The organism is Aeromicrobium sp. A1-2 (assembly GCF_003443875.1).
In the GTDB taxonomy this organism is placed as follows: domain Bacteria; phylum Actinomycetota; class Actinomycetes; order Propionibacteriales; family Nocardioidaceae; genus Aeromicrobium.
Genome location: NZ_CP027482.1, coordinates 3,011,732 through 3,038,434, shown reverse-complemented (window position 1 = coordinate 3,038,434; position 26,703 = coordinate 3,011,732). Strand labels below are relative to the sequence as shown.

27 protein-coding genes are annotated in these 26,703 nt (G+C 67.9%); 15 read left to right on the top strand and 12 right to left on the bottom strand.

Annotated elements, in window-relative coordinates; all coding sequences use genetic code 11:
* Positions 1 to 22: 22 nt before the first annotated feature.
* From lepB to C6I20_RS14940, 4 genes are all read right to left on the bottom strand, one after another.
* A complete protein-coding gene (gene lepB / locus C6I20_RS14955) occupies positions 23 to 685 on the bottom strand; it encodes a signal peptidase I (protein WP_118397400.1) in 663 nt (220 codons plus the stop codon).
* A gap of 55 nt (positions 686 to 740) precedes the next feature.
* Complete coding sequence (locus C6I20_RS14950) at positions 741 to 1,118, bottom strand: TraR/DksA C4-type zinc finger protein (RefSeq protein WP_118397397.1); 378 nt, start codon at positions 1,116 to 1,118, stop codon at positions 741 to 743.
* Between the two features lie 109 nt (positions 1,119 to 1,227).
* Complete coding sequence (locus C6I20_RS14945; RefSeq protein ID WP_118397393.1) at positions 1,228 to 1,704, bottom strand: hypothetical protein; 477 nt, start codon at positions 1,702 to 1,704, stop codon at positions 1,228 to 1,230.
* 47 nt (positions 1,705 to 1,751) lie between these two features.
* Entirely contained in the window at positions 1,752 to 4,127 is a 2,376-nt protein-coding gene (locus C6I20_RS14940; RefSeq protein ID WP_118397390.1) for an ATP-dependent DNA ligase, read from the bottom strand.
* Positions 4,128 to 4,340: 213 nt separating this feature from the next.
* Here C6I20_RS14940 and C6I20_RS14935 point away from each other — a divergent pair, with 213 nt between their 5' ends.
* Entirely contained in the window at positions 4,341 to 5,108 is a 768-nt protein-coding gene (locus C6I20_RS14935) for a sigma-70 family RNA polymerase sigma factor (RefSeq protein ID WP_162891358.1), read from the top strand.
* A gap of 58 nt (positions 5,109 to 5,166) precedes the next feature.
* On the opposite strand, the gene C6I20_RS14930 is transcribed toward C6I20_RS14935, so the two are convergent.
* Positions 5,167 to 5,691 carry a hypothetical protein gene (locus C6I20_RS14930; RefSeq protein WP_162891357.1) on the bottom strand — a complete coding sequence of 175 codons (525 nt, stop codon included), beginning with the start codon at positions 5,689 to 5,691 and terminating at the stop codon, positions 5,167 to 5,169.
* Positions 5,692 to 5,827: 136 nt separating this feature from the next.
* Between C6I20_RS14930 and C6I20_RS14925 the strand changes: the two genes are divergently transcribed.
* The gene (locus C6I20_RS14925; RefSeq protein WP_118397381.1) at positions 5,828 to 6,553 is read left to right on the top strand and encodes a GAF and ANTAR domain-containing protein; all 726 of its coding nucleotides are present in this window, start codon (positions 5,828 to 5,830) and stop codon (positions 6,551 to 6,553) included.
* A 7-nt stretch (positions 6,554 to 6,560) separates the two neighbouring features.
* On the opposite strand, the gene C6I20_RS14920 is transcribed toward C6I20_RS14925, so the two are convergent.
* Positions 6,561 to 7,421, bottom strand: coding sequence for a Ku protein (locus C6I20_RS14920; protein WP_118397378.1), 861 nt, complete (start codon positions 7,419 to 7,421; stop codon positions 6,561 to 6,563).
* Positions 7,422 to 7,538: 117 nt separating this feature from the next.
* Between C6I20_RS14920 and C6I20_RS14915 the strand changes: the two genes are divergently transcribed.
* The 3 genes from C6I20_RS14915 to C6I20_RS14905 are packed head-to-tail and all read left to right on the top strand — an operon-like array spanning position 7,539 to position 9,492.
* Positions 7,539 to 8,192: a methyltransferase gene (locus tag C6I20_RS14915; RefSeq protein ID WP_118397375.1), complete on the top strand. Its 654-nt coding sequence runs from the start codon at positions 7,539 to 7,541 to the stop codon at positions 8,190 to 8,192.
* 60 nt (positions 8,193 to 8,252) lie between these two features.
* A complete protein-coding gene (locus C6I20_RS14910; RefSeq protein WP_118397372.1) occupies positions 8,253 to 8,846 on the top strand; it encodes a hypothetical protein in 594 nt (197 codons plus the stop codon).
* 25 nt (positions 8,847 to 8,871) lie between these two features.
* A complete protein-coding gene (locus C6I20_RS14905) occupies positions 8,872 to 9,492 on the top strand; it encodes a Pr6Pr family membrane protein (RefSeq protein ID WP_118397369.1) in 621 nt (206 codons plus the stop codon).
* Here C6I20_RS14905 and C6I20_RS14900 read toward each other — a convergent pair.
* Together C6I20_RS14900 and C6I20_RS14895 are read right to left on the bottom strand one after the other, a co-directional pair.
* A complete protein-coding gene (locus tag C6I20_RS14900; protein ID WP_254052159.1) occupies positions 9,482 to 10,150 on the bottom strand; it encodes a cache domain-containing protein in 669 nt (222 codons plus the stop codon). The two genes, C6I20_RS14905 and C6I20_RS14900, sit on opposite strands and share 11 nt — an antisense overlap.
* Before the next feature lie 46 nt (positions 10,151 to 10,196).
* Positions 10,197 to 10,940 carry a FadR/GntR family transcriptional regulator gene (locus C6I20_RS14895; protein ID WP_118397366.1) on the bottom strand — a complete coding sequence of 248 codons (744 nt, stop codon included), beginning with the start codon at positions 10,938 to 10,940 and terminating at the stop codon, positions 10,197 to 10,199.
* 131 nt (positions 10,941 to 11,071) lie between these two features.
* On the opposite strand from C6I20_RS14895, the gene C6I20_RS14890 reads away from it, so the two are divergent.
* From C6I20_RS14890 to C6I20_RS14870, 5 genes are all read left to right on the top strand, one after another.
* Complete coding sequence (locus C6I20_RS14890; protein WP_118397363.1) at positions 11,072 to 12,136, top strand: ABC transporter ATP-binding protein; 1,065 nt, start codon at positions 11,072 to 11,074, stop codon at positions 12,134 to 12,136.
* A gap of 37 nt (positions 12,137 to 12,173) precedes the next feature.
* The gene (locus C6I20_RS14885) at positions 12,174 to 13,355 is read left to right on the top strand and encodes an extracellular solute-binding protein (protein ID WP_118397360.1); all 1,182 of its coding nucleotides are present in this window, start codon (positions 12,174 to 12,176) and stop codon (positions 13,353 to 13,355) included.
* A 6-nt stretch (positions 13,356 to 13,361) separates the two neighbouring features.
* Complete coding sequence (locus C6I20_RS14880; RefSeq protein WP_118397357.1) at positions 13,362 to 14,273, top strand: ABC transporter permease; 912 nt, start codon at positions 13,362 to 13,364, stop codon at positions 14,271 to 14,273.
* Positions 14,274 to 14,282: 9 nt separating this feature from the next.
* Positions 14,283 to 15,083: an ABC transporter permease gene (locus C6I20_RS14875; RefSeq protein ID WP_118397354.1), complete on the top strand. Its 801-nt coding sequence runs from the start codon at positions 14,283 to 14,285 to the stop codon at positions 15,081 to 15,083.
* A 73-nt stretch (positions 15,084 to 15,156) separates the two neighbouring features.
* Positions 15,157 to 16,509 carry an NAD-dependent succinate-semialdehyde dehydrogenase gene (locus C6I20_RS14870; protein ID WP_118397351.1) on the top strand — a complete coding sequence of 451 codons (1,353 nt, stop codon included), beginning with the start codon at positions 15,157 to 15,159 and terminating at the stop codon, positions 16,507 to 16,509.
* A 45-nt stretch (positions 16,510 to 16,554) separates the two neighbouring features.
* Here C6I20_RS14870 and C6I20_RS14865 read toward each other — a convergent pair whose 3' ends face one another.
* Both C6I20_RS14865 and gabT read right to left on the bottom strand, forming a co-directional pair.
* Complete coding sequence (locus tag C6I20_RS14865) at positions 16,555 to 17,985, bottom strand: NAD-dependent succinate-semialdehyde dehydrogenase (RefSeq protein WP_118397348.1); 1,431 nt, start codon at positions 17,983 to 17,985, stop codon at positions 16,555 to 16,557.
* A complete protein-coding gene (gene gabT / locus C6I20_RS14860; RefSeq protein ID WP_118398989.1) occupies positions 17,982 to 19,313 on the bottom strand; it encodes a 4-aminobutyrate--2-oxoglutarate transaminase in 1,332 nt (443 codons plus the stop codon). The genes C6I20_RS14865 and gabT overlap by 4 nt, the downstream gene beginning before the upstream one ends.
* A 70-nt stretch (positions 19,314 to 19,383) precedes the next feature.
* Here gabT and C6I20_RS14855 point away from each other — a divergent pair, with 70 nt between their 5' ends.
* A complete protein-coding gene (locus tag C6I20_RS14855; protein WP_118397345.1) occupies positions 19,384 to 20,277 on the top strand; it encodes a LysR family transcriptional regulator in 894 nt (297 codons plus the stop codon).
* A gap of 207 nt (positions 20,278 to 20,484) precedes the next feature.
* On the opposite strand, the gene C6I20_RS14850 is transcribed toward C6I20_RS14855, so the two are convergent.
* Entirely contained in the window at positions 20,485 to 20,826 is a 342-nt protein-coding gene (locus C6I20_RS14850; RefSeq protein ID WP_118397342.1) for a DUF3817 domain-containing protein, read from the bottom strand.
* 55 nt (positions 20,827 to 20,881) lie between these two features.
* On the opposite strand from C6I20_RS14850, the gene C6I20_RS14845 reads away from it, so the two are divergent.
* The gene (locus C6I20_RS14845; protein WP_118397339.1) at positions 20,882 to 21,526 is read left to right on the top strand and encodes an amino acid-binding protein; all 645 of its coding nucleotides are present in this window, start codon (positions 20,882 to 20,884) and stop codon (positions 21,524 to 21,526) included.
* 24 nt (positions 21,527 to 21,550) lie between these two features.
* On the opposite strand, the gene C6I20_RS14840 is transcribed toward C6I20_RS14845, so the two are convergent.
* On the bottom strand, positions 21,551 to 22,432 hold the full coding sequence (locus C6I20_RS14840) for an SDR family oxidoreductase (protein ID WP_118397336.1): 882 nt from the start codon (positions 22,430 to 22,432) through the stop codon (positions 21,551 to 21,553).
* A gap of 124 nt (positions 22,433 to 22,556) precedes the next feature.
* Between C6I20_RS14840 and C6I20_RS14835 the strand changes: the two genes are divergently transcribed.
* The 3 genes from C6I20_RS14835 to pntB all read left to right on the top strand — a co-directional run bounded on the left by C6I20_RS14835 (position 22,557) and on the right by pntB (position 26,576).
* Entirely contained in the window at positions 22,557 to 23,462 is a 906-nt protein-coding gene (locus tag C6I20_RS14835; RefSeq protein WP_118397333.1) for a 1,4-dihydroxy-2-naphthoyl-CoA synthase, read from the top strand.
* A gap of 141 nt (positions 23,463 to 23,603) precedes the next feature.
* Complete coding sequence (locus C6I20_RS14830) at positions 23,604 to 25,166, top strand: Re/Si-specific NAD(P)(+) transhydrogenase subunit alpha (protein ID WP_118397330.1); 1,563 nt, start codon at positions 23,604 to 23,606, stop codon at positions 25,164 to 25,166.
* Positions 25,167 to 25,172: 6 nt separating this feature from the next.
* Complete coding sequence (pntB, locus tag C6I20_RS14825) at positions 25,173 to 26,576, top strand: Re/Si-specific NAD(P)(+) transhydrogenase subunit beta (RefSeq protein ID WP_118397327.1); 1,404 nt, start codon at positions 25,173 to 25,175, stop codon at positions 26,574 to 26,576.
* The last annotated feature ends 127 nt before the right edge of the window (positions 26,577 to 26,703 follow it).

The window sequence follows — 26,703 nt, the reverse complement described above, 5'->3', positions numbered from 1 at the left end:
GTGGCCGCAGGTCGGCCTGACGTCAGGGTGCGAGGTTCGCGTCGAACGTGTCGGGCTTGTGGATGAATCCGGCCCGGCCGAACGGCCACACCCGCAGCCAAGCCTTGCCCACGACTGATTCCTGGGAGATGAATCCACCGCCCGGATCGCCGAGGTGTGCACGCGAGTCGCTGGAGTTGCCGCGGTTGTCGCCCATGACCCACAGGTGGTTCTTGGGCACCTTGATGTCGAACGTCTTGTCCTTGGTGGCGGTCTCGTCGAGCACATAGGGCTCGTCGATCTTCTTGCCGTTGATCGTGAGCTTGCCGTCGCTGCAGCAGGCAATCTCGTCTCCACCGACTCCGATGACCCGCTTGATCAGGTGCCCGCCGGTCGGAAACAGCCCGACGGTCTCGAGCGCCTTCTGGATCGGGTTGGACGCACGCTTGGAGTCGTCGGCGCTCAACCAGCCCCCCGGATCGTCGAAGACGACGATGTCCCCGCGCTTGACGTCCCCACCCCAGTAGGAGACCTTCTGCACCAGGAGCTTGTCGTTGACGAGCATCGTGGGCTCCATCGACTCCGACGGGATGTAGAACGCCTGGAGGAAGAACGTCTTGACGATGATTGCCATGACCATGGCAGTCGCGACCAGAAGGATCGACTCCTGCCACACGGGGAGCTGCTTCTTCTGCTGTTGCGTCACGGAGTGAGCCTAGCGGCAGGGGTGCAACCGGACCGTGCGGCCGGGGCGCGCCGGTTCAGGCGCAGGAGATGCAAAGAGTCGCCCGCGGGAAGGCCTCGAGCCGAGGACGCGCGATCCAGCCGGAGCAGCGCTCACAGGTGCCGTACAGGCCATGGTCGAGCCGATCCAGAACGTGCTCGGTCTGCTCAAGGATCGCGACGGCGTTCTCGGCCTGCACCGCGTCCTGCAGGAGCTCGGACCGGTGCGACGCGACATCGAGGTCGTCGTGCAGGACCTCGAGCGTCGACTCGGACACAGAGCGCGCCAACCCGCCGCTGACCAGCTCGATCTCGGCCTTCAGTCGGGCGATCGAGAGCACGAGCGTGGCCCGCACTGTCGCGATCTCCTCGTCGGTCCAGGTCGAGGCCTGGGTCGGGTTGAGCTCAGCGGTCATGCGTGTCCTCCGCGGTCGTCGGTGGAGATCGACTTACCCCGATCCGGCCGGTGCATTCCCCCCGGGACGGCACGGGTCCCCGGGCGGTTGCCCGGAGACCCGTGTGCGGTCAGGACTTCTTGCCGCCCGACTTGTCGTCGGTCCCATCGGTGGGCTCGGCCACCGGCTCTGCGGCATGTGTCGGGGCCGGCTTGGGAGTCGGAGCTGCCTGGGGAGCCGGAGCTGCCTGGGGCCGGGGGAACGGGTCCGGAGCAGGAGCGCTCTGGACCCGTCCGCGCACCGCGGCGACCGCGGCCGCACCGGCGCCGGCAAGGATCCCCAAGACCGCGATGCGCTTGAGCTTGGAGCGCTTGGGCTTGACCCGCTCGGGCAGGCGGTCCTGGACGTTCTCGGGAAGCCGGTCGAACAGGTCGTCCCGGAGATCCCGCAGCTGGTCCTTGTCGGGCAGCATGTCGATCAGCTGGTCGCGGACGACGGGTGCGCGATCCGCGACCTGCTGCCGCAGCTCCTCGGTCTGTTCGGTGAGGCCTTCCAGCCGGTCCTCGAGCTGGATGCGGAGGGTCTTTTTCTTGAATGGTCGGGGCATTGAGTTTCTCCTCGTGTCGATCGGTGGTGTCGTGGGGAAGTGCAACCTCACTCCAGGGCTACCTCCTGCGGCTTCTTGTCGGTACGTAGTCCGCGCCAGCTTGGCTGACGAAGCTGACCACTGGCGGTCCACTCCGCGAACGACACCTCGCCGACCAGGCGTGGTGTCACCCAGTGTGCATCGCGAGCAGAGTCACGCGGAACATCCATGAACGGGCTGGTCTTGCGTGGCGAGCCCGCGAGCCGTCGCTGCAGGTCCGTGAGGGTGCGCTCGTCGAAGCCAGTGCCGACCCGCCCGATGTAGCGGAGCCCACCCTGATCGGGGATGCCGAGCAGTAGAGCGCCGATGCGGCCGGACCTGGCACCGAGGCCGGTGCGCCAGCCGCCGACGACGACCTCCTGCATGCGACGGTGCTTGATCTTGATCCAGGCCTGGGCGCGCTTGCCGCTGCGGTAGCGGCTGTCGCGACGCTTGGCCAGCACCCCCTCCAGACCCAGCGCCTTGCTCGACTCGACCGCCTTGGCCAGCGATCCGTCGAAGGCGAGGGGGACGCGGGCGACGGCACCGTCGATACGCAGGTCCAGCAACGCCGTGCGTCGATCGTCGTACGACTCGCCCGCGAGCGCACGACCCTCGGACCGCAACAGGTCAAACACCATGTACTCGACCGACACGTGTCGCTGCGCCGCCGCGATCTCGGCTGGGCGGGTCAGACCCATTCGGCGCTGCAGCCGGCCGAAGTCGGGCGCGCCTGCGCGGTCGAGGGCCACGATCTCGCCGTCGAGCACCGTGTCGTCGAGTCCGAGGGCAGCCAGAGCCTCGACCACCTCCGGATAGGCGGCGGTGACGTCCTTCTCGTTGCGGGTGAACAGGCCGACGTCGCTTCCGTCGACGACCGCGACCGCCCGGATGCCGTCCCACTTCATCTCGAACGCCCAGGCGTCCGACGATTCGTCGATGTCCTTCGTCGAGCCGAGGGTCGCGAGCATGGGCGCGATGAAGCCGTCACCCAGCCGCCGGGCCGGCATTCGTGCTGCCTTCGGCCCGTCGGTCCGGGTCTTCGGCTCCATCAGATGGATCAACCAGTTCTTGCCGGTCTTGATCAGGGCGTACTTGCGGGGTTGGTCGAGCCCGCCGCCCGCTCGGCCCGTGAGCGTCGCGATGACCTCCTTGCCGTCTCGCCATTTCTCCAGCTCGAACGTGCCGGCGTCCCAGATCGTGACGTCACCGCCTCCGTACTCGCCCCGGGGGATGTGACCCTCGAACGTCGCGTACTCCAGCGGGTGGTCCTCGGTCTGGATCGCCAGATGATTTTTGCTCGGATCGGTCGGCACCCCCTTGGGCAGGGCCCACGAGACCAGCACGCCGTCGCGCTCGAGCCGGAAGTCCCAGTGCAGGCTGCTGGCGTGATGCTCCTGGATCACGAACGACGTCGTGTGGCTGCCGCCGGGCACCAGCTCGGGCACGGGCTCGGGGGTCTTGGCCGAATCCCGCTTGGACCGGTAGGTCGCGAGGCGATCCTCGGAGGGGGCCGCGCCGCCAAGGGCGGCCAGCGGATCCGTGCGGTGCTTCATCCGGGTCAGCACCTCGTCCATCGTGAGGTGCTGGAGATCGGCGGTCATCTCGCGCCAGGTCCGGGGCGCCGCGACGTGCGGCACCGATGTCCCGCGCAGCGAGTACGGCGCGATCGTGGTCTTGTTGCCGTTGTTCTGGCTCCAGTCGACCAGGACCTTGCCGTTGCGCAGGCTCTTCTTCATCGAGCTGACGACCAGGTCGGGCAGCTCGGACTCCAACGCCAGCGCGAGCTGCTTGGCGAACCGGTTGACGTACTCGGCGTCGTGCTGCCCGTCGAGTCCTGCGTACAGGTGAAGGCCCTTGCTGCCGCTCGTGACCGGGTACGCCTCGAGGTCGAGCTCCCGCAGCAAGGCCCTGGCCCGCTTGGCGACCTCGACGCACTCGGGAAGCCCCGCGCCGGGGCCGGGGTCGAGGTCCAGCACAAGACGGTCCGGATTCTGTGGGACTCCGTGCGAGGCGACCCGCCACTGCGGCACGTGCAGCTCGAGGGCGGCCACCTGCCCGGCCCACGCCAGCGCCGCGGCGCTGTCGAACACGGGGTACGTCGTGGTGTGGTTTCGGTGCTCGATCTCGACGCGTCGGATCCAGTCCGGCGCCGACGACGGGAGATTCTTCTCGAAGAACACCTCACCGGGGTCGGCGGCAGAGCCCACGCCGTCGACCCAGCGCTTGCGGGTCACGATGCGGTCCGCGAGGTGCGGCAGCAGATGCGGCGCGATCTCCATGTAGTAGGCCATGACCTCGGCCTTGGTCGTCCCGGTCTCGGGGTAGATGACCTTGTCGGGGTGCGTGAGGCGGAGGCGATGGCCCGCGACCGAGACGGTCTGGGTCTGGCTGGTGCGCGGCATCGGACCTCCTCTCGCCCACCCGGAGATACCCGGGTGGAGCCAAGCGAAACACAAAGTAGCGGACGCCGCCGGAACCTGAACTGGTCCTAAGGAACTAGGCGGCGTGGTCATTGGTGGCCAGGACCCTCTTGCGCTTCGTGGGCCAGGGGTGGCATGGTGGTCCCGCCGGTTGAGCAGCTGCCGAGCACGGATCGAGAGCCCCCGGGGGTTTCCGTGAACAGTATTTCCGCATATTTCCAGCACGACGACATCACCGCTCTGATCGAGGCCGCGGGCGCAACGCACGGTCACGAGCGGACGATGCTCGAGGACGAGATCGTCCGCCGGCACTTGGGCCTCGCCCACAATCTCGCCGGTCGCTACGCCGGTCGAGGTGCCGATCGCGACGACCTGGTTCAGGTTGCGTGCTTCGCCCTGGTCAAGGCGATCCGTGGGTTCGACCACGACCGGGGCGAATTCGTCCCCTTCGCCACGGTCACGATCCTCGGTGAGATCAAGAAGTACTTCCGCGACCACTGCTGGGGGGTGCGTCCGCCGCGCCGCATCCAGCAGATGCAGGCCGACATCTCGAGCGCGACGGAGCGCTGTCTGCAGGCGGACTCCCATCAGCCCGACGTGCTGACGCTCGCCGGCGAGATCGGCGCGGAGGTCGAGGACGTGCGCGAGGCGATGGCGGCCCGCAGCTGCTTCTCGCCGACCTCGCTCGACCAGCCCGTGCGTGAGGACGGACGACCACTCGGCGAGACGATCGCGGCTGAAGGCTCGGCCTACGAGTTCATCGACGACTGGGTCACGGTCGGCCCGCTGTGCCGGGACCTCGACGACGACGAGCGGGAGCTGCTGAGGTTGCGGTTCGTCGAGGACAAGACGCAGCAGGAGATCGCCGAGCTCGTCGGAGTCAGCCAGATGCAGATCTCACGTCGCCTCGCGAAGCTGCTCGCGCGGCTCCGCGCGTCGGCGGGGCTGGCCGACGCGGCCTGACCGGGCGGGGTCAGCAGACCTGGCCGGGCGTGACCGTGTGGAGCGCCCGCGAGCTCGCTCAATGGTCCGAGGCCGTCGGGTCAAAGGTCCGCGTCTCGTAGCGGGCCAGCCGGCCTGGTGCGGCGTGGATCTGGACCTCGTCGGCGATCGTGGCGGCGAGGTCCCTCATGGGGTCGGTGGTCGTCTCGTCGAGCTCGATCGGCGGTACCGCGATGGCGGACGCTGGGTGCCAGATCAGCGAGAAGTCGTGGCGATCTCCGCACGATCGGCACAGGTCGTCGATCTGCCGGGCGGCTCCCGGATCGGACTTCTCGGCACAGACCGCCACGACGTGCGAGCGCGGCAGGTCGGCGGCGACAAGCTGGGCCAGAGCCTCATAACCTGACTCGGTGTCGAGCCGCAGGACCGTGACGATCGCGGACGAGAGCCAGCCGGTGCTCGCCGTCACGTTGTGCGTGCTGCCGCCACGACGGCCGAACTCCCGGCACAGCGCGGTGTCGAGCCGGTCTCGATCGCCGAACAGCGTGACGACGGTTCCGGCCAGATCGAGCCCATGAGTCATCTGGGCAGACCCCCGATCCATGTGGTGATGATTTTGCCTTGGCAAGACGATTGGTACCCAGCACAGGCGGCCACAAACCACGGCCGTTGCGGGCTATAGGTTTGACCCAACACCTGTGGTTCTCTTGACTCGTCCACACCACTTGAGGAGCGACCCCATGGACAGTTCGACCTTCTTCTCGCAGATGGCGCTGGACCTGCACGACGAGCCGACTGCCGAGCGGACGATCGAGCGCATCGCCGAGTACGCCCGGATCGCCACGAGCTGCGACGATGCGGGGATCATGCTGGTGCATGCTCGCAACCAGATCGAGACCGCCGCCGCGACGTCCCAGCGGGTCGGCGAGTCGCACAACTTGCAGATCATTCACGACCAGGGCCCGTGCCTCGACGCAATCGAGGGCGAGGCGGTCTACATCTCGTCCGACGTCGCCTCCGACGACCGGTGGACCAAGTGGGGTCCGGCGGTCGCCGAGCTCGGCATCCGCAGCGCGTTGAGCATCCGTCTCGAGACCCGCAGCCGTCACTATGGATCGCTCAACCTCTACGCCGACCGACTCGGCGCTTTCGACGACGACGACATCGCGGTCGGCACGATCTTCGTCAGGCATGCTGCGGTGGCGATCGCGAATGCGCACAACGAGGCTGGCCTGCAGGTCGCTATCGATGCACGCAAGCTGATCGGTCAGGCTCAGGGCATCTTGATGGAACGCTTCGATCTGGACGCCGAGCGGTCGTTCGAGTTCTTGCGTCGGCAGTCCCAGGAGCACAACGTCAAGCTTCGGTACGTCGCCGAGTGGGTCGTCGAGCACCGCTGCGCCCCAAACGCGACCTTCAAGGTCCCCGAGATCGCGAGCGACCGCAGCAAGGTCGGCAAGGTGTGATGTCCGACTAGGACGCCGCCTTCTTCTTGGTCGCCTTCTTCGCGGCGGCCTTCTTGGTCGCCTTCTTCGGGGCGGTCTTCTGGCTCGCCTTCTTGCGATCGACGCTGCGCCTGAGGGCCTCCATCAGATCGACGACGTCAGCGTCCTCGGACTCCTCGGGCTCGCCGAACGTCGCGCCGGTGTCCAACGATGCGCCCTGGTCAAGCTTGGCCTCGATCAGAGTCCGCAGCTGTTCCTGGTAGTCGTCGGTGAACGCTGCGGGATCGAAGTCCTCCGAGAGCGAGTCGACCAGCCGGGCGGCCATGTCACGCTCCTTCTGGGTGATCCTCGGGGTCTTCTCGAGGACGTCGAACGATGGGCTGCGGACCTCGTCGTCCCACAGCATGGTCTGCAGTACGAGCACGTTGTCGCGCACGCGGAGAGCGGCCAGCCGAGTTTTCTGGCGGAGCGCGAACCGCACGATCGCGGTGCGATCGGAGTCCTCCAGCGCCCGACGGAGCAGGGTGTAGGGCTTGAGCGCGCGCTCGTCGGGCTCGAGGTAGTACGCCTTGTCCAACCGCAGGACGTCGACCTGGTCGGCCGGGACGAACTCGACGACCTCGATCTCGTGGCTTCGCTCGGCCGGCAGCGAGGCAAAGTCCTTGTCCGTCAGCACCACGGTCCGCTCACCGTCGTCATAGGCCTTGTCGATGTCCTCGTACGCGATGATCTTGCCGCAGACCTCGCACCGGCGCTGGTAGCGGATCCGACCACCGTCCTGGTTGTGGACCTGGTGCAGGGAGACGTCGTGGCTCTCGGTCGCGCTGTAGACCTTGACGGGCACGTTGACCAGACCGAAACTGATCGCGCCCTTCCAGATGGATCGCATGACTCAGTCAATCGCGGTTGGTCCCCGGACGCCAGTGTTGTGGGTTTTGGACATCCCCCTCGGGGTACGCGTGTCATGCCGTCATCGCCGACGGTGCCGGGGGACGAAGGGGTAGACATGGCCATCGACGTCGAACCAGTCCGGACCGAGCAGATCGAGTTCGGTTCGTTGATCATCACGTACGACGAGCGTGTGCTCCGACCGCGACGGTGGACGACGGCTCAGTCCGCCTGGGCGTCGGGCCTGCTGCGGGAGGCGCCCGAGGGGCCGGCGCTCGAGCTGTGCTCGGGAGTGGGCCATATCGGGCTGCTCGCCCTGATCGGCGAGTCGCGGAAGATGGTGATGGTCGACGCCTCCGACGTGGCGTGCGGGCACGCGGAGGCCAATGCCGAGCGGGCCGGGCTGGCCGCGAAGGTCGACATCCGGTGCGGCCGCATGGAACAGGCGATCGGGGAGGAGGAGCGGTTTGCGCTGATCATCGCCGACCCTCCGTGGGTGCCGAGCCGTGACACCGCGAGATTCCCCGACGACCCCGTGCTGGCGATCGACGGTGGGCCCGACGGCCTCGACCTGGCCCGCACCTGTGTCGAGCTGATCGGCCGGCACCTGCACGACCGTGGTTCGGCGCTCCTGCAGGTCGGGACCGCTGAGCAGCTCGCCACGATCTCGGACCACCTGTTCGAAGAGCCCGCCCTGCGTCTGCGCATCGCCGAGTACCGCACGTTCGAGGATCGGGGCGTGCTGGCCCGGCTCGTCCGCCCGGACTCCTGAGCGCCTGCTGACGCGTAGGCCGCCAGCGGGCTGCCCCCGTCGGGGTTGCAGGATGGGGACATGACCACCACCACAGAGCGCTTCACGCTGCGCCAGAAGATCACCATGATGGTCAACCGCTACGAGTTGCGCGAGTTGACTGCCGACGGCTCCGAGGGCCCGTTGCTTGCGTTCGCCCAGCAGAAGCGCATGGCGTTCAAGGAGCAGGTGACCTTCTACGCCGACGAGTCGCGGACCCAGCCGCTGTTCGGGTTCAAGGCTCGCAAGCGGATCGACCTGGCCTCCGGCTACGACGTGACCGACGCCGATGGCAAGCCGATCGGCGAGTTCCGCAAGGACTTCGGTGCCTCGTTGCTGCGGTCCACGTGGCATCTGCAGACGCCTGACGGGCTGGTGGCCGTCGGCCAGGAGCGCAGCACGGGCGTCGCGATCGCGCGCCGGATCATCAGCATGGTCGGCGAGCTGCCGATCTTCCTGCGCTTCCACTTCGACTTCACCGCGCCGGACGGACAGATCATCCTGACCTCGGAGCGGCAGCGCTCGCTGCGCGACCGCTACGAGCTCACGGTGCCGGTGCTCGAGAACGGCTGGCAGCTGGACTGGCGGGTGGCCGCGGCCATGGCGGTCGCTCTCGACGCATTGCAGGGACGCTGACGACCGAGACCACTATCGTCGTGGCGTGACTCGACTCTGGCATGCTCTGACCGCCCTGCTCGCCGCGTCCGCCCTGATCGGGCAGGTCGTGCTGACCGCCGATCGGGGCAACAGCCTGGTCAACCTGTTCAGCTACTTCACGATCGAGTCCAACCTCCTCGTGCTCGTGACGAGTGTCCTGCTGGTCCAGCGACCCGATCGCGGTGGCACGGCATTCGGGATCCTGCGGCTGGGCAGCCTGGTCGCGATCACCGTGACCGGGATCGTCTACGCGACCCTGCTCGCCGGTAACGCGAGCTTCAGCGGGGCCGAGTGGTGGTACGACAAGGCGTTCCACTACTTCGTGCCGATCATGGTCGTCGTCGGCTTCCTGGCCCTGCGCCCACGAACCCTGCTGGACCGGAGCGCGTACTGGTTCATGGCGTTCCCGCTGACCTGGCTGACCTACACGCTGATCCGGGCGGAGGTCGCCGAGCCGACCTTCGCCGTGACCACGACCAGCACGGCGCCGGTGCCCTACGAGTTCCTCGACGTGGCCGAGCACGGTGCGGTGTCCGTCGCGGTCGTCTGCGTCGTGCTGGTCGCGATATTCGCCGCAATCGCGGCGGGCTACCTCGCGGTGAGCCGCCGCGGCGCTAGCGCCTGACGACTGACATCGGCAGTCCCCGGCAGGGGACGATCTCGACGTAGGCCGAGAGATCCATCAGGCTGCCGGTCGCGAGGTGCGGGTCGGAGGACACCGCCGCGCGCCCCTGGTCGTTGACGAGCGTCGCGTCAGCGGACCGAAGGATCGGCAGCAGGAGCGCCTCCAACGTCTCGACGAGGGTGTCCGCGCCAACGACGCCGACCATGGTGCCGTGCGAGATCACCGGGACCGTGGTTGTCATGACGTACTCGTCGGTGCACACGAAGTCGACGTACGGGCCGGTGACATGCGGCCGGCCGGTGAGCTGCGGGGTGCGGAACCACGGGTGGCGGGTGTAGTCGAGCGGATCGCCTGTTGCGGGTGCGTCGGCCTCGGCCAGCAGGTGCTGGTCGTCGCCCTGCCACCACGCGAGGTAGAGCGGCTGGTCGCTGAGCGCGCCACGCGCTGCGACGTATCCGGCGCCCACGACGTCTGCGGTGTCCAGGAGCGTCCGGACGTGCGGCTCGATCCGGGCCCGGGCCACGTCCGAGTCGACCGGCCCACGGTCGAACAGCTCGACCAGCTGGGCGCGCATCGTCTCGAGCTCGTCCAGGATGCGGTGGAAGTGCGACTCCACCGCGTCGACGCAGTCGGCGAGCGCTGTCGTGCTGGTGATCATCGGGCTCCTCCTCGGTGGTGGCTCAAGTCGCTGGGGAACGTGTCGATCATGGCACTGCTGCGTGTAGATCGGCCAGTCTTTCCAGCGCCTCGCCGATGTGTTCCCTGACCTGGCGTCGGGCCTCGTCCGGTCGGTGAGCCTCGATCGCGTCGACGAGAGCCGAGTGCCGACTCGTCGTCGCTGCGCGGAAGCCCGGCTCGGACAACGGGAGTCGCAGCAAGGCTCCGAAGTCGGCCTCGAGACGAACGACCTCGCGGGTCATCCGGGCAGACTGGGTCATCGCGGCGAGCGAGAGGTAGAGCTCGGAGTCGCTGTGGCGCCATCGTCCGACGTCGGTCTCGTCCTGGTCGAGCAGGAGCACTCGGAGTCCCTCGACGTCCGTCGCGTCGGCACGCTCGGCCGCCAGCTCCGCGCAGCCGGAGAGGATCACGCCGTAGATCGTTCCGCGATCGCGCAGCTCGACCCTGGACATGGCCGACAGTCGACTGCCGATCTCGGCCGCGCCACTGGGCTCCGGGCGAGTCACGAAGCTGCCACCGCCGCGTCCGCGGGTCGTGGCGACGAGTCCCTGCGCTCGCAGGGCGACGAGTGCCTCGCGGGCGGTGACGGTGGCGACGCCGAGCATCGAGGCCAGCTCGGGCTCGCTGGGGAGCCGCTCGCCGTCGGCCAGCACTCCGGACCGGATCGCCTCAGCCAGCCGGTTCTCGACGCGGACGGCACGGCCCTCATCGCCGATCGGGGCAAAGATCGCGGAACGGGCCCGGGTGGCGGGTCGCCGCACGGTCGCCATCTCTCACCTCCGGGGAAAACGTAACCAGATCGTTGCAAATCTAGTCTGGTCAATTAATATCTGGTCCCATATGATTTTGTCACCCCGTGGCCCAGGTCACACCCAATCACCGTCGAGGGGACAGCAACCGCATGGCCGTCAGCACCTCCGCCGCCACGAGTCCGACTCCTGCCGCGGCACCGGGCACTGCGATCTCGCTGCGTGGACTGAACAAGCACTTCGGTGACGTCCGGGCCGTCGACGGCGTCGACCTGGACATCGCCGACGGCGAGTTCTTCTCGATGCTCGGCCCGTCGGGCTCGGGCAAGACCACCGTCCTGAGGCTCATCGCGGGCTTCGAGCAGGCCACCGCCGGATCGATCGAGCTGGCCGGCCAGGACGTCACGACCAAGGCTCCGTTCGACCGGAACGTCAACACGGTGTTCCAGGACTACGCGTTGTTTCCGCACATGAGTGTGTTGGACAACGTCGCGTACGGACTGCGGGTCCGGGGCATCAAGAAGGCCGCCCGGCGTCTCCAGGCGGCAGAGGCGCTCGACACGGTTCAGCTCGGGCACCTTGCGGAGCGTCGTCCCGGGCAGCTCTCGGGTGGGCAGCGACAGCGCGTGGCCCTGGCCCGCTCGATCGTCGTGCGCCCCAAGGTCCTGCTGCTCGACGAGCCGCTGGGCGCCCTGGACCTCAAGCTGCGCGAGCAGATGCAGGTCGAGCTCAAGCAGCTGCAGCGGGATCTCGGGATCACCTTCGTGTTCGTGACGCACGACCAGGAGGAGGCGCTGACCCTCAGCGATCGCATCGCGGTCTTCAACGAGGGTCGGATCGTGCAGCTCGGCACCCCGCGGGAGATCTATGAGCGGCCGTCCTCGGAGTACGTCGCGTCGTTCGTCGGCACGTCCAACATCTTCGACGCTGCCAGCGCGTCCCGACTGCTCGGCCGGACGGGTCCGCACGCGCTGCGTCCCGAGAAGATCATTCTGAGTGCCACCGCCCCGGCCGAGGTCGGGGAGGGCACGATCCGGGCCGAGGGCGTGGTCGTCGAGTCGATCTACATCGGCACGGGGCACCGCGTCCACGTCCGGCTCGACGACGGGACCAGCCTCGTCGCGCTCGAGCAGAGCACCGGCAGCCGTAGCGACGAGGAGCGCGGCGGACGGGTCGTCGCAACCTGGTCGCTGACCGATCTCGTCCCACTCACCTGAACCTGACAGCTCCCACCACCGAGAAATGGAGATAACGATGAGGATCACATCCCACTACCGCACGAGGGGCTTCGGCGCTGTGCTCGCCAGCAGTGCGCTCGTCGTGCTCGCCGCGTGCGGCGGCAGCAGCTCCGACGGCGACACCGCGGCCGTCGACAAGCTGGGAGCGACCGAGGGCAAGGTGTCGATCCTCGCGTGGCCCGGCTACGTCGAGGACGGCAGCAACGATCCCGAGGTCGACTGGGTCAGTGCGTTCGAGAAGGACACCAAGTGCGAGGTCACCTCCAAGACCTACGGCACCTCGGACGAGGCGTTCAACCTGGCCAAGACCGGTGACTACGACGTCGTCGTCGCCTCGGGCGACCTGACCGCGCGGATGGTGGCCTCCAAGGAGGCCGTCGAGATCAACACCGATCTGATCCCGAACTACGCCAACGTCTTCGGCTTCCTCAAGGACAAGGAGTGGAACACCTTCGACGGCAAGAACTACGGCGTTCCGCACGGCTACGGCGCCAACCTGCTGATGTACAACGAGGACGAGGTCAGTCCAGCACCGACGTCGTGGTCGGCGGTCTTTGATCCGGCCGAGATGGCCAAGTACAAGGGCAAGATCACGGCGTACGACTCACCGATCTACATCGCGGACGCCGCGCTGTACCTCATGAAGACCCAGCCCGAGCTCAAGATCGAGAACCCCTACGCGCTTGACCAGAAGCAGTTCGACGCGACCGTCGACCTGCTCAAGGGGCAGCGGGCCAACGTCGGCGAGTACTGGTCGGACTACCTCAAGGAGATCTCGGCATTCGAGAGCGGCGACTCGGTCATCGGCACGACGTGGCAGGTCATCGTCAACTCGGTCGAGAAGGCCAAGGTCAAGGCGATCCTCCCCGAGGAGGGCGCCACCGGCTGGTCGGACACCTGGATGATCTCGTCCAAGGCCAAGAACCCCAACTGTGCGTACAAGTGGCTCGACTACATCGAGTCGCCGAAGGCCAACGCGCAGGCGACGGAGTACTTCGGCGAGGCGCCGAACAGCCAGGAGGCGTGTGACTTCGCGAGTGACGCATCGTTCTGCGACACCTACAAGGCCGGCGACGAGGAGTTCGCGTCGAAGCTCTGGTACTGGCGTACGCCGGTTGCCGAGTGCCTCGACGGTCGCGATGTGACCTGCATGGACTACTCGCAGTGGACCAAGGCCTGGACAGAGATCAAGGGCTAGGCACGCATGCCGATCGACACTGCCCGAGCAGCCGTTTCCCCACCGCGGGAGACGGTTGCTCGGCGTGTCTCGTCGACGCTCAGCGCCAGACCGCGGACCAGGCTGGGGCTGCTCCTGAGCGCCCCGTTGGCCTGGCTCGTGCTGATCTACGTCGTCGCCCTCGCAGCCCTGCTGGTGTCGGCCCTGTGGACCGTCGACAGCTTCACCGGTGAGATCGATCGCGGACTGACGTTCGCGAACATCAAGGAGATCACGACCGAGTCGCTGTACCGGACCGTGACGTTGCGGACCCTCGGGGTCGCGGCGCTCGTCACGATCCTCGACATCATGATCGCGCTGCCGATCGCGTTCTACATGGCCAAGGTCGCGTCGAAGCGCACGCAACGGTTCCTGGTCATCGCGGTGCTGACTCCACTGTGGGCGAGCTACCTGGTCAAGGCTTTTGCCTGGCGCTCGGTGCTCTCCGACAACGGCATCTTCCAGTGGGCGGCCGGGTACCTCGGTCTCGGCACACCGGGCTACGGGCTGGTTGCGGTCGTCATGACGCAGGCGTACATCTGGCTCCCGTATGTCATCCTGCCGATCTTCGCGGGTCTGGAGCGGGTGCCGAACTCGCTGCTCGACGCCTCGGGTGACCTGGGTGCCTCGACCTGGCAGACCATGCGCACGATCGTGCTGCCGCTGCTGACCCCCGCGATCATCGCGGGCTCGATCTTCAGCTTCTCGTTGACGCTGGGTGACTACATCACGGTCAACATCGTGGGTGGGGCCAACCAGATGCTCGGCAATCTCGTCTACACCAACGTCGGCGCGGCCAACAACCTCCCGCTGGCCGCGGCGATCGCCCTGATCCCCATCGTCATCATGATCGGCTACCTGACGGCTGTCCGCCGCACGGGCGCCCTCGAGAACCTGTAGGAGGGCGCGATGACCCTGAGCACCCCCGTCCGCCGCCTGTTGGCAGCGCTGACCGGCCTGATCCTGCTGGTGATGTACCTGCCGCTCGCGGTGGTCGTGCTCAACTCGTTCAACACCAGCAAGTCGCTGACCTGGCCGCCGCCGGGGCTGACCTTCGACTGGTGGGTGCGGGCCTTTCACAGCGTCGGCGCCCGCGAGGCGGTGATCACCAGCGTTCAGGTCGCACTGGCCTCGACGGCGATCGCGCTGGTGCTCGGCACCCTGATGTCGATCGCGCTGCAGCGGTACGACTTCTTCGGCAAGAGCTCGGTCAACCTCCTGGTGATCCTGCCGATTGCGCTGCCCGGCATCGTCACCGGCATCGCGCTCAACAACGCCTTCCGCGGCATCCTCGGTCTGCAGCTGTCGATCCTGACGGTGATCATCGCGCACGCGACGTTCTGCATCGTCACGGTCTTCAACAACGTGCAGGCCCGACTGCGGCGCATGGGTGGCAACTTCGAGGAGGCCTCGGCCGACCTCGGTGCCGGCATCTGGACAACGTTCCGGCTCGTGACCTTCCCGCAGCTGCGGTCGGCCCTGCTGGCCGGCGGTCTGCTGGCGTTCGCACTGAGCTTCGACGAGATCATCGTGACGACCTTCACGGCGGGAGCGGGTGTCACGACGTTGCCGATCTGGATCCTCAACAACTTGTTCCGGCCCAACCAGGCGCCCGTCGTCAACGTCGTCGCCGTCGTGCTGATCCTGTTGTCGATCATCCCGATCTGGGTGGCCCAGAAGATCTCCGGCGACACCGACGCTCTGCGATGACCTGCGGTCTACGCTCGAAAACACGGCCGCCGACATACATCAGCACCACCATCACGACCACGAGGAGAACGCCATGACCAGCCCGACCTACCAAGTGACCGATCCGTCGACCGGCGAGGTGCTCGAGTCGTTCGAGCACGCGACGGACGCCGATGTCGAGGCGACGCTCGCGTCCTCCTCGGCGGCGTACGCGGCGTGGAAGGACGTGCCGATGACCGAACGCGCGGTCGTCGTCAAGCGGGTCGCGGCGCTGTTCGCCGAGCGGGCCGACGAGCTCGCGAAGATCGCGACGCAGGAGATGGGCAAGCCGGAGTCCGAGGGTGTCGAGGAGGCGGAGTTCTGCCAGGCGATCTTCGACTACTTCGCCGACGAGGGCCCAACGCTGACGGCAGACCTGCCGATCAAGACGTTCTCCGGCGGCAGGGCGATCGTCCAGAGGCTCCCGGTCGGCCCGTTGCTGGGGATCATGCCGTGGAACTTCCCGTTCTACCAGATCGCTCGTTTTGCGGCGCCCAACCTGATGCTGGGCAACACGATCATCCTCAAGCACGCCGAGTCGGTGCCTCGGTCGGCGCTGGCGGTCGAACAGATCATGAAGGACGCCGGCGTCCCCGAGGGCGCCTACCTCAACGTGTTCGCGACGTATGACCAGATCGAGACGATCATCGCCGATCCCCGGATCCAGGGCGTGTCGCTGACGGGTTCGGAGCGGGCTGGCGCGGTCGTCGCGGCACTGGCAGGCAAGAACCTCAAGAAGTGCGTCCTGGAGCTGGGTGGCTCGGACCCCATGGTCGTGCTCGACAGCGACGACCTCGACACGGTCGTCGACAACGCGTGGGACTTCCGGATGTACAACACGGGCCAGGCCTGCAACTCCAACAAGCGCATGATCGTGATGGACGACCTGTTCGACGACTTCGTCGGAAAGCTGACCCAGAAGGCCCTGGCGATCGACTCGTTCTCACCCCTGTCGTCACGCCGGGCCGCCGAGGCGCTGGCCGAGCAGGTCGACGATGCGGTGAGCAAGGGCGCGACCCTGCACGCCGGTGGAGTGCTCGGCGAGGCGCCGGCAGCGTTCTACTCACCCGCGGTGCTGTCCGGCATCACGCAGGACATGCGGGCGTACTCCGAGGAGCTGTTCGGCCCGGTCGCGGTGGTCTACAGGGTCGGGTCCGATGACGAGGCGCTCGCGCTGGCCAACGACACGACCTACGGGCTGGGTGGTTCGGTGTTCAGCAAGGACCCTGCCCGCGCCGAGAAGGTGGCGCAGCGGCTCGAGGTCGGCATGGCCAACGTCAACTCGACCGCCGGTGAGGGTGCCGAGATCCCGTTCGGTGGTGTCAAACGCTCTGGCTTCGGCCGCGAGCTCGGCCCGCTCGGCATGGATGAGTTCGTCAACAAGCGGATGTTCTTCATCGCCGACTGACCCCACCCCGTGGAGTGTGACGCTTGCGGGTCGCACTCCACGGGATCACGGGGACTCGGGCCAGTCGATCGAGAGGTACTGGGTCTCGAGGAACTCCTCGAGACCGGCCCGCGCGCCTTCGCGGCCCAGGCCGCTCTGCTTCATGCCGCCGAACGGCGCCGACGGATCGGACACCAGCCCGCGGTTGATGCCGACCATGCCCGCGTCGATCGCCTCGCCGAGCCGCATCGCACGCTGGAGCTCGCCGGCGAAGACGTACGCGGCGAGGCCCATCTCGGACTCGTTGGCCAACGCGATGACCTCGCTGTCGGTCGTCCACGTGACGATCGGCGCGACGGGTCCGAAGATCTCCTGGCGCACGATCTCGGCATCTGCGGGCACGTCCGACAGCACCGTCGGGGCGAACCAGAACCCCTTGTCGTCGGGCACCTCGCCGCGATGGCTGATCGTGGCGCCTGCCTCGACGGCGGACGCGACCAGCGCGGTGACGTCACCGACGGCCTTGGCCGAGATGAGCGGGCCGATGTCGGCTCCGTCGCTGCTGCGTCCCACCACGAGCTTCTCGACGGCGGAGCCGAACTTCGCGGTGAACTCCTCGGCGACGTCGGCATGGACGTAGAGCCGGTTGGCCGCGGTGCAGGCCTGACCCCCGCCGCGGAACTTCGCGATCATGGCCCCGGCGACGGCCGCGTCGATGTTGGCATCCTCCGTGACGATCAGCGGGGCGTTGCCGCCGAGCTCCATCGAGGAGTTGACGACGCGATCGGCGGCCTGCTTGAGCAGGACCTGGCCGATGCGGGTCGAGCCCGTGAAGGAGATCTTGCGGACCCGTGGGTCCTCGAGCCACGTGGTCACGATCCCGCCCGCGTCCTTGGTGGGAACGATGTTGACGACTCCGGCCGGCACCCCGGCCTCGGTCAACAGGCGGGTGATGGCAAAGGTCGTGAGGGGGGTCTCGGAGGCGGGCTTCAGCACGACGGTGCAGCCGGCCGCGAGCGCCGGAGCGATCTTGCGGGTCGCCATCGCAGCGGGGAAGTTCCACGGCGTGACGAGCGCCGCGACGCCGACGGGCTTGTGGGAGACGACGGTCCGTGTGCCGCCCGCGGGGGAGGCGCCGTAGTCGCCGCCCGTGCGCACGCCCTCCTCGGCGAACCAGCGGAAGAACTCCGCGGCGTACGTGACCTCGCCGCGGGCGTCGCTCAACGACTTGCCGTTCTCGGCGGAGATCAGCTCGGCGAGCGAATCGGTGTCGCGGACCATGAGCTCGTACGTGCGTCGGAGCATCTCCGAGCGCTGCCGGGGCGGGAGTGCCCGCCACGCGGGCAGGGCCGTCGCAGCCGCGTCGACCGCAGCGGTGGCATCGGCGGCGTCGCCGTTGGCAACCCGGGCGATCACGGTGCGGTCGGCCGGGTTCTCGACGTCGAACTCGCCGGCACTGCCGGGCAGCCACTCGCCGTTGATGAACAGGCGGGTCATCGGGTCTCCTCGAGGGCGTCCGCGACGACGTCAAGGCCCTCGTTCAGGAGTGCGTCGCCGATCGACAGCGGCGGCAGGAAGCGCAGCACGTTGCCGTACGTGCCGCAGGTCAGGACGATGACGCCGGCCCGGTGGGCGGCAGCCGCAATCGCGCCGGTCAGCGCAGGGTCGGGCTCGTCGGTGCCGCTCTTGACGATCTCGACGGCGATCATCGCGCCACGACCACGGACATCACCGATCCGGTCGTCGTCGGCCTGCAGCCGGTTGAGTCGGTCCAGCATCAATCTCTCGATCTCTCGTGCTCGCTCGACCAGGCCGTCTGCCTCGATCGTCTCGATCGTGGCGAGGGCGGCGGCGCAGGCGATCGGGTTGCCGCCGTATGTGCCGCCGAGTCCCGAAACGTGCGGGGCGTCCATGATCTCGGCGCGACCCGTCACCGCTGACAGCGGCAAACCGCCGGCGATGCCCTTGGCGGTCACGATCAGGTCCGGCACGACACCTTCGTGGTCGCAGGCGAACATCGCGCCGGTCCGGGCGAACCCGCTCTGCACCTCGTCGGCGATCAGTACGACGTCGTTCGCGGTACACCACTGCGCCAGGGCGGGCAGGAAGCCGTCGGCCGGGACGATGAAACCACCCTCGCCCTGGATCGGCTCGATCACGATCGCGGCGAGGTTGTCGGCGCCGACCTGCTTCTCGATGTACATGATCGCGCGCTGCGCCGCGACGGCCCCGTCGACGTCCTTGGCGTCCCGATAGGGGTAGGACAGCGGAGCGCGGTAGACCTCGGGGGCAAAGGGGCCGAAGCCGCTCTTGTAGGGCATCGACTTGGCGGTCAGCGCCATCGTGAGGTTGGTGCGGCCGTGGTACGCGTGGTCGAAGGCGACGATGGCCGACTTCTTGGTGTGCGCACGGGCGATCTTGACCGCGTTCTCCACCGCCTCGGCGCCGGAGTTGAACAGTGCGGTCCGCTTGTCGTGGTCGCCGGGCGTGAGCCGGTTGAGCGCCTCGGACACCGCGACATAGTTCTCGTACGGCGTGACCATGAAGCAGGTGTGGGTGAAGGCCTCGACCTGCTCGCGGACGGCTTCGACGACGCGCGGCGCGCTGTTGCCGACCGTTGTCACAGCGATGCCCGAGCCGAGGTCGATCAGCTGGTTGCCGTCGACGTCCTTGACGATGCCGCCGCCGGCCTCGATCGCGAAGACCGGCAGCGTCGTCCCTACTCCTTGGGCGACGGCGGACTTCTTGCGGGCCATGAGCTCGATCGACCGGGGACCGGGGATCGAGGTGGCGAGGTGACGACGTTGTTCGATCGAGGCAGACATGTCCCCAGTGTCGCGCGGCATCAGTATGTCGTCCAATACTTAGTTCTGATCATGACTATGCTTCACAGGCATGGAACTACGAACGTTGGGATACTTCGTCGCGGTCGCGCAGGCCGGATCGGTGAGTGCCGCGGCCGAGGTCGTGCACGTCACGCAACCGGCGATCTCGCGACAGATCCGCCAGCTCGAGACCGAGCTGGGCGTCGAGCTGTTCACCCGAACGGCGGGACGGCTGCGGCTCAGCGCTGCCGGACACCAGTTCCTCCCGCACGCGCAGGACGTCCTCCGGCGGGCCGAGAGCGCCCGCGATGCGGCCAGGTCGTATGCCGCGGGACGTCTGGAGCAAATCGCGATCGCGGCCCCGACGACGACGCTGACCGATGTCATCGCACCATTCCTGGCGACATTGCACCCTGACGATCCGATGCCGACCGTCGTGGAGTCCGGGCCCAGGGAGGCGTACGAGGCATTGAGCCACGGCGCCGACCTCGCGATCGTCACCGAACGGCCGCGCGCCCCGCTGGCGAGCCTGGCGCTCGCGGTGCTGCCGGTGTGGGCGTACGTCCCCGCGGATCACCCCTGGCACCTGCGAGTGTCGGTGCCCCTCGCCGAGCTGGCCGAGCAGACCGTGCTGGCCCTGACGGCGACCTTCAACCCGCGGCAGATCCTCGACCGGGCCTTCGCGCAGGCAGACCTCCTGCCCGAGCGCCTGGTCGCTTGCAGCAACCCGCAGGTCGCCCAGGCCCTCGCGGCCGCAGGGCGTGGCGTGGCAGTCGTGTCGGACGATCCGCGGTTCGGGCTGCATCCACTGGAGATCGTCGCCCCGGGCGGGCCATTGCGGGTCGAGCTGTTCGCGGCGTGGGACCGCTCGCACCACGCCGCGGCCACGCTCGAGGAGCTGTCCACCCGGTTGGGGTTGTTCTGCATCGAGCGATACGGACGTGAGGTCGCACCGTTCCGCTAAGGGTGTTGCGGGTTTCCGCAATGTTCGCGGTAGGGCTCGCCGCGGGCCGGGCGCCGGTCTACCGTCCTTGGCAGGGGAAAAACGCGTGCTGACCCATCAGCCCGCATGCAGTCGTCGCGGCGCATCCTCTGCGGGTTTGCGCAGCGGCAGGTGGTGCCCCCGGGTTCCGAGTCCCGGGGGCACACGCATGCTTGGTGCCAGTTGGCGCTAGACCGTCGTGGCGACGGCGGGCCGGCCGAGCAGCCCCTTGCGGTCCGCGAGGACCTCGAAGACGTACGTGAAGAACGGCGGGATGCTCGAGGCGAGGGCCAGCAGCGTCGTCTTGGCGCTCCACCCGAACGAGCGGCTCGCGAGCAGGCACGTCGCGACGTAGGCCAGGAAGATGGCGCCGTGGATCGGGCCCATGACCGGGACGCCGCCTTCGGCGCCGGCATGCGGGTCGGCGGCGACGACCCATTTGAAGAACATCGCGGTCAGCAGGCCGGCCCACGACAGGGCCTCGGCGATCGCGACGGTGCGGAATGCGGTGCGGACGGTAGAGGGGTTCACGCTGCCACGCTACCCGCGTAACGCCAACGAAATGACCGGCGGTGACAATGGTCATATGGCCTTTTTGCTCCGCGTCGAGCTGCCCGATGTGCCCGGTTCGCTGGGTGCGCTCGCGACGGCCCTCGGTGGCGCCGGTGCCGACATCGAGGCGATCGAGATCGTCGAGCGCAGCCCCGACGGGCGAGTCGTGGACGACGTCCTGCTGGAGCTCCCGCCGCGGGTCATGCCGGACGCGCTGATCACGGCGTGCCACGCGCTCGATGGCGTCAAGGTGGCGTGGATCTCGCGCTACAACGCCGGCGCCAATCTGAGCATGGACCTCGAAGCCGTCGAGCGGTTTACTGAGGATCCCAAGCAGGCCGTCGCACAGCTCGTCGAGGTCATCCCGTCGACGTTCCGCACGGACTGGGCCATGGCCCTGCACCGGGTGGAGGGCGAGCCCGTCGTCATGTCCAAGTCCGCGACCGCGCCCGAGCTCGTGCCCGAGGCGGCGGCGTGGCTCGGCATCCGTAGCGCGAAGGTGCTGCGCGATGTGCCGGAGTGGGACTCGATGGTTCTGGCCGCCTCGCCAGCTCGTGACCGCCACGGAGACGGCTTCGTCGTCGTTGCGGGGCGACACGGTGGGCCCGAGTTCCTGGCCTCCGAGCTCGCCCGGTTGGGGCACATGGTCTCTCTCGCCGCCAGCGTCCAGACCGTCTGACCAGCCCACCGGTGGTCGGAGCCGCTAGTCGGTCGCCTTGGTCTCCGGCACGTGCGAGTGGTGGAAGCGGCCGAGGGCGTCGACCTCTTGCTCCATCTGCGGCACGGTCTTGCCGGCCAGACGCCTGACCACGGGCCACACGAGCGGCGAGTTGGTCAGCGCCTTGGTCCAGTTGGCGAGCATGACCCCCTTCGGCACGTAGACCCGGCTCTTGCGCTTGCCGAAGCCGCGCAGGATGAGCTCGACGCAGTCCTCGACGCTCGTGGTGCTGTTGGCCGGGTAGGGCAGCTTGGTGCGGACCTCGCGGAATGACGGGAGATCCTTCTCGGCGTTGCGCACGATGTCGGTGTCGATCCACGAGGGGTGGCAGACGCCGACGTCGACGCCGAGGTGGGCGACCTCCTGCTTGTAGGCCAGGGCGAGCGACTCGGCGCCGGCCTTGCTGGCGTTGTACGACCCCAGGCCGGCGAGCGCCGTGAACGAGGCGAGCGATGCGATCACGAGGGCGTAGCCCTTGGTCTCGACGAGGTGGGGGGTCGCGTACTTGAGCGTCCGGAACACGCCGTTGATGTTGATGTCGACGACCCGCTCGAACGCCGAGTCGTCGATCTGGCGGACCGTGCCGTACGACGCGATGCCCGCGTTGGCGAGCACGAAGTCGATGCGACCGAAGTGCGCGGCGGCCGCGTCGATCGCGGTGGCGACCGCGGCCGAGTCGCGTACGTCGGCCTCCCACCAGGCGGCCGAGGATCCCAGCTCGTCGGACAGGGCGGCCAGCAGCTGGGGCTCGAGGCCCACCAGTGCGACCTGGCCGCCGCGCTCGACGAAGCCGCGGGCAACGCCTGCGCCGATCCCGCGTGCGGCGCCGGTGATGAGTGCGACCTTGCCGGTGAAGTTGTCAGTCATGCGCGTCAACATACCGTCGGTATCTGAAATGCGCCAGTGGGTCGGGTGACTGCCGAGAGCCGGTTCGGCCGGCTCCCCGGGCGCTGGCGGGAAGGTCGGCAGCCGGCGCGATACTCTCGCGGGCATGGCCGTCTCCGAGATCTTCGACCCCAGCGCATGGCAGGAGGTCCCGGGCTTCGAACAGCTCGAGGACCTGACATATCACCGGTCCGTCGAGCACGGCACCGTGCGCGTCGCCTTCGACCGGCCCGAGGTGCGCAACGCATTCCGGCCCGGCACGGTCGACGAGCTGTTGGCGGTGCTCGAGCACGCCCGGCAGTCCTCCGACGTCGGCTGTGTCCTGCTGACCGGCAACGGGCCATCGCCCAAGGACGGGGGCTGGGCGTTCTGCTCCGGCGGCGATCAGCGCATTCGCGGCAGGGCCGGCTACCAGTACGCCGAGGGCGACTCCGCCGCGACGGTCGACCCCGCCAAGCTCGCCCGCCTGCACATCCTGGAGGTGCAGCGGTTGATCCGCTTCATGCCCAAGATCGTCATCGCGGTCGTGCCGGGCTGGGCCGCTGGTGGGGGTCACAGCCTGCACGTCGTGGCGGACCTGACACTCGCGTCGGCCGAGCACGGCAAGTTCAAGCAGACCGACGCCGACGTCGGCTCGTTCGACGGCGGCTTCGGCTCGGCCTACCTCGCCCGCCAGGTCGGCCAGAAGTTCGCCCGGGAGATCTTCCTGCTCGGCGACGAGTACTCCGCCGAGGACGCGCACCGCATGGGCATGGTCAACAAGGTCGTCCCGCACGCCGATCTCGAGCGGGTCGCCCTGGAGTGGGGCGCCAAGATCAACGCCAAGTCGCCCACCGCGCAACGCATGCTCAAGTACTCGTTCAACATGATCGATGACGGACTGGTCGGTCAGCAGGTGCTGCTGGGCGAGACGACCCGTCTGGCGTACATGACCGAGGAGGCCCAGGAGGGCCGCGACGCCTTCCTCGAGAAGCGTGATCCGGACTTCAGTTCGTACCCCTGGTACTACTGATCCGGCGCGTTTCGGGCTGCCTCGTTACTGGCCGCATCTGAGCGCAAACGGACTCTCCGCGACGTTGACGAGGTGCCATCCAGTGAGACAGACGTCTCACCCGGTGGTCGGGCAGGGTTTCGAGCAGATAACGTTCGCCGAATGAGTCCCGCAGAGCAGGAGACCCCGCAGGCATCGGTCGTGGGTGTCGTCGCCGAGTCGCAGCGTGGCGAGACCCGTGTCGCGGCGACGCCCGAGACCGTCGGCAAGCTGATCGGGCTCGGCTATGCCGTGGCGGTCGAGTCCGGTGCCGGAGAGGCCGCGAGCTTCACCGACGAGGCGTACGCCGAAGCCGGCGCGACGATCGGCTCGACGCCCGACGTCTGGCGCAGCGACATCGTGTTCAAGGTCAACGCGCCGACCATCGCGGAGATCGGGCAGCTCGCCGATGGCGCGACGCTGGTCAGCCTGATCGCCCCGGGGCTCAACCCCGAGCTCGTCGAGGCGCTCTCGCAGCGACCCATCACGGTGCTGGCGATGGACGCCGTCCCGCGCATCTCGCGGGCACAGTCGCTGGACGTGCTGAGCTCGATGGCCAACATCGCCGGCTACCGCGCGGTCGTCGAGGCGGCGCACGTCTTCGGTCGCTTCTTCACCGGTCAGATCACGGCCGCGGGCAAGGTCCCGCCCGCGAAGGTCCTGGTGGCCGGGGTCGGCGTGGCGGGACTGGCCGCGATCGGCACGGCCAGCAGCCTGGGCGCTGTCGTACGCGCGACCGACCCACGGGCCGAGGTCGCCGACCAGGTCAGCTCGGTCGGCGGCGAGTACCTCCCGGTCGACGTCGAGACCGAGCAGAGCACCGACGGCTACGCCAAGGCCACCTCCGAGGCGTACGACGCGCGCGCCGCGGAGATCTACTCCGAGCAGGCTGCCGACGTCGACATCATCATCACGACGGCGCTGATTCCCGGTCGCGCCGCGCCACGGCTCATCACCGAGGCAGATGTGGCCTCGATGAGGTCCGGCAGCGTCATCGTCGATATGGCCGCAGGTAACGGCGGCAACGTTGCCGGCTCGGTCGCCGGCGAGGCGATCGTGACCGCCAATGGCGTCACGATCATCGGCTACACCGACCTGGCCGGCCGCCTGCCGACCCAGGCCTCGCAGCTGTACGGCACGAACCTGGTCAACCTGATGAAGCTGCTGACCCCCGAGAAGGACGGTCGCATCGTCCTGGACTTCGACGACGTCGTGCAGCGCACCATCACGGTTGTGCACAACGGCGAGACATTGTGGCCACCACCGCCGGTGCAGGTGTCGGCGGCGCCGGTCGCCGCGCCGGTCGCCGCGGTCGAGCCCAAGCCGGCCAAGGTGCCGATGTCCGCGGCTCGCAAGCTGTCGCTGATCGGGATCGGCGTGCTGGCCCTCTTCCTCGTCAACGCGTACGCCCCAGAACCGCTGCCCGAGCACTTCACCGTTCTCGTCCTGGCCATCGTGATCGGCTACTACGTCATCGGCAAGGTCCACCACGCGCTGCACACGCCACTCATGTCGGTGACGAATGCGATCAGCGGGATCATCGTCGTCGGCGCCATGCTGCAGATCGCGCAGGACGACACCACGATCCGGGTGCTGTCGTTCATCGCGATCCTGCTTGCCTCCATCAACGTCTTCGGCGGATTCGCCGTGACCCGACGCATGCTCAGCATGTTCTCGAAGGGCTGATCGTCGATGGATTCCCAGAGCATCGCCACCGCCGCATACATCGTTGCGGCCCTCCTGTTCATCCTGAGCCTCGCGGGTCTGTCGAAGCACGAGACCTCGCGTCAGGGCGTCCTGTTCGGCATCGCCGGCATGACGATCGCGCTGGTCGCGACCTTCGTCCGGGTGGCCGACGTCGCAGACGGCACCGCCGTCGTGCTGCTGCTGGTCGCCGTCGCGATCGGTGCCGCGATCGGCCTGTGGCGCGCCCGAGTAGTCGAGATGACCGGCATGCCCGAGCTCATCGCCCTGCTGCACAGCTTCGTCGGCCTCGCCGCCGTGCTGGTCGGCTGGAACGGCTACTACGAGGTCGAGGGCAACAGCGATCAGCACCACTACGTCGGGTCGTTGCTGGACATCCACCATGCCGAGGTCTTCATCGGCGTCTTCATCGGCGCGGTGACGTTCACCGGCTCGATCGTCGCCTTCCTCAAGCTGTCGGCGCGGATGAAGTCCAACCCGCTGATGCTGCCGGGCAAGAACTACATCAACCTCGGCGGACTGCTGGCGTTCGTGGCGCTGACGGTGTGGTTCGTCATCGAGCCGAGCCTCGGGCTGCTGATCGCGGTCACGATCGTCGCGCTGGCCCTCGGCTGGCACCTCGTGGCATCGATCGGCGGCGGTGACATGCCGGTCGTCGTGTCGATGCTCAACTCGTACTCCGGCTGGGCGGCTGCGGCCTCGGGCTTCCTGCTCGACAACGATGCTCTGATCGTCACCGGTGCCCTGGTCGGCTCGTCGGGTGCCTACCTGTCGTACATCATGTGCCAGGCCATGAACCGCTCGTTCATCTCGGTCATCGCTGGCGGCTTCGGCATCGTGGCATCCGGTGGCGACGACACTGACTACGGCGAGCACCGCGAGATCACCGCCGGTGACACCGCCGACCTGCTCAAGAATGCGACGAGCGTCATCATCACGCCGGGCTACGGCATGGCTGTGGCCCAGGCCCAGTACCCCGTCGCCGATCTGGTCCGCAGGCTGCGCGAGCGTGACATCGACGTGCGTTTCGGTATCCACCCCGTCGCGGGCCGGCTGCCGGGTCATATGAACGTCCTGCTCGCCGAGGCCAAGGTGCCGTACGACATCGCCCTGGAGATGGACGAGATCAACGACGACTTCGACGGAACGTCGGTGGTGCTCGTGATCGGCGCGAACGACACCGTCAATCCTGCCGCGATGGACGATCCCAGCAGCCCGATAGCCGGCATGCCGGTGCTGCGGGTGTGGGAGGCCGGCAACGTCGTGATCTTCAAGCGGTCGATGGCCGCGGGCTACGCCGGGGTCCAGAACCCGCTGTTCTTCCGCGAGAACGCCCAGATGCTGTTCGGTGATGCCAAGGAGCGGGTCGAGGACATCATCCGAGAGCTCTGATCGGGACGACGTGACGCCTGACGCGGCGGATCGTTAGGTAGGCAGACCCGACGAACTCTTGGAGGACCAGTGGACAAGCCCGAGTACGACCGCCCCGAAGACAACGAGAGCGCAGGCAGCAAGGCGC